The sequence below is a fragment of the Mycobacterium sp. E3298 genome (assembly GCF_001666895.1).
In the GTDB taxonomy this organism is placed as follows: Bacteria; Actinomycetota; Actinomycetes; order Mycobacteriales; family Mycobacteriaceae; genus Mycobacterium.
Window position 1 is genome coordinate 1 of the sequence record NZ_LZJB01000588.1, and the last position, 2175, is coordinate 2175.

The following is a 2175-nucleotide window of genomic DNA, read 5'->3' on the forward strand; positions in this document are numbered from 1 at the left end:
AGCGGGCAGACCGACGTCGTCTCGGCCACCCCGCTGGTCGTCATGCTTACCGCGCTGCGCCTGGCCGGAGAGGCCGACTCATGAGCGAATTGGCGGTGCTGCAAGCGGTTCGGCTGAAAGGGCGGGTGCGCCCCGACGACCTGGCCGCCACCTTGGACGCCGACCCAGTTGAGGTCACCACGATCGTCGAACGGCTGACCGCGGCGGGCCTACTCGCCGACGGTGCGACGGTGCGCATCACGCCCGTCGGGCGCGACAAGCTGGCGGCGCTGCTCGACGAAGAGCGCGGGGGCGCCGACCGGGCCGCGATCGCGGCCGCTTACGACGACTTTCGGTCGGTCAACGCCGACTTCAAAGCCCTGGTGACCGATTGGCAGCTCAAGGGCGGCCCCGGCGGCACCCCCAACGCCCACGACGACGCGGAATACGACGCCGCGGTGCTGGCCCGCCTCGACGATGTGCACGCACGCGTGCAGCCGATCATCGCGACGGCCGCGGCGCAGCTGCCCCGGCTGAACGCCTACGGCACGAAACTTGCTGCGGCACTGGGCAAGGTGCGGGACGGGGACACCGCCTGGCTGACCAGACCGCTCATCGACTCCTACCACACCGTGTGGTTCGAGCTGCACGAGGAGCTGATCTCCGCGGTCGGCCTGACCCGCGAGGAAGCCGCGCGGTCCGGCGACGCGCAGTGATCACAGCGCCGCGTCGAGCAACTCCAGATACGCGTCGATGTCGGGAACGGCCGTCTCGGCCGCGTGCACGCTGATCGCGATGGTGTCGCCGATGCCGTGCACGCCGTGCGTCAGCCCCATCGCCGGTGACAGCGCCGGGTAGCCGGCCGTCAAGACCACCCCGGCGCCGCCGAAGCTCAGGTCGGCCGCCCCGCGGTTGACGCTGGAGACGACGGTGTTGCCCGACACCTGCGTCGGACGAATGTCGGGGTCGAATTGGGCTACGCCCCAACGTAATAGGGGCGCGGGCACCGCGGCGAAAGCCCGGTCAGCGTAGCGCGTCGCCGGGTGCGCGAAGCGGCGCCGGCCATCGGCCAGCTCCGTCGCGATTCGCTCGGCGCGGGCCTCGAGCCCCAGCCTCGGATGCAGGCCCACCACGACATTCCCGAAGTGATTGTGCGCGTGCGCCACACCGGGTTTGGCCATCGGAACTTCGGCGCCCAACGTATCGGCGGCATCGCCCAAAAGGTTGGACAGCGCCGTGGAGATCGCCGACAGCGCGCCCACGGTGACGGTGGGACCGCGCAAGTCTCTGCGGTGCCGCACCAGCGTGCGCACCGAGCGGACCGCACCGGGGCGCGCATTCGTCGGCAGCGGGGGCCGCGGACCGGGCCGGGCGGCCAGCAGCCCGGCGCGGGTCTCAGCCGCCAACCGACCGTGCGCCCGAGCCGCCTGGGCGGCTCGCCACGGCAGGAACCCGGCCCGCAGGCGTCGCACCCGAGGCACCGGATCCGGCCTGCCGAACAGCCAGCCCGCCATGGCCGCTGCCCGCGCCCCGTCCGCCAGCGCGTGCGGGACCTGTAATACCGCCACGGAGCCCGCCCCGGTCACGCCCGGGACGCCCAGCACCGGGGTGAAGACGTGCAGCCGCCACGGGGCCCGGCGCACGTCGAGTTGCTCACCGGCCAGGCCGACGATCGCCGCGAGGCAGCCGGCCCAGGTCTGGTCGTCGAGGTGGTGGCGGACCACCCACTCTGGGGTGACGGCCGTCGGCACCCACTGCGGGTAGGTCAGCGGGCTGCCGTCCCGGACCCGCAGCGTCAGCGCCGGCTCGGCGCGGGCCCTCCTGCGCACCTGCTCAACGGCCGCCGGGTAATCCGCGGGCTCGCCGTCGAACGCGTACAGCAGGAACTCGTCGCTGGGGATCTTGGCCGACATCCAATAGAACTGCGCATCGACGGCGGCCATCCGCTGCGCGGCCATTCAGCCGGGTGAGCCGATGAACCCGAGCACCAGGTCGGCGACCTTGTCCGGCTGTTCGAGCTGCAGGAAGTGCCCCGCGTGTTCGACGATGGCCACCTCGCTGCCCGGCGGCAACACCTTCTCCGCCCAGCGGGCGAAAGCCGGTGTCATGCAGCCGTCGTCGCGACCATGCAGGTACAGGCACGGCCATACGGGCTCTTCGGTCCACAGCTCGTTCAGCTCGGCATACCGCGCGGGC

Annotated in this window: 3 protein-coding genes; 1 reads left to right on the forward strand and 2 read right to left on the reverse strand. The window is 72.2% G+C overall.

Features of this window, described 5'->3' with window-relative positions:
* Window positions 1-80 precede the first annotated feature (80 nt).
* On the forward strand, window positions 81-695 hold the full coding sequence (locus tag A9X05_RS26825; protein ID WP_067785197.1) for a hypothetical protein: 615 nt from the start codon (window positions 81-83) through the stop codon (window positions 693-695).
* On the opposite strand, the gene A9X05_RS26830 is transcribed toward A9X05_RS26825, so the two are convergent.
* Together A9X05_RS26830 and A9X05_RS26835 are read right to left on the reverse strand one after the other, a co-directional pair.
* Window positions 696-1937, reverse strand: coding sequence for a WS/DGAT domain-containing protein (locus A9X05_RS26830; RefSeq protein WP_067785200.1), 1242 nt, complete (start codon window positions 1935-1937; stop codon window positions 696-698).
* Window positions 1938-2175, reverse strand: a 238-nt coding sequence (locus A9X05_RS26835) for an alpha/beta fold hydrolase (protein WP_156737020.1), incomplete at its 5' end; no start/stop codon positions are given.

Bases quoted from the DNA above. Each gene is read 5' to 3' on its own strand.
- A9X05_RS26825 (WP_067785197.1), top strand. From the start codon at position 81: ATGAGCGAATTGGCGGTGCTGCAAGCGGTTCGGCTGAAAGGGCGGGTG.
- A9X05_RS26830 (WP_067785200.1), bottom strand. From the start codon at position 1,937: ATGGCCGCGCAGCGGATGGCCGCCGTCGATGCGCAGTTCTATTGGATG.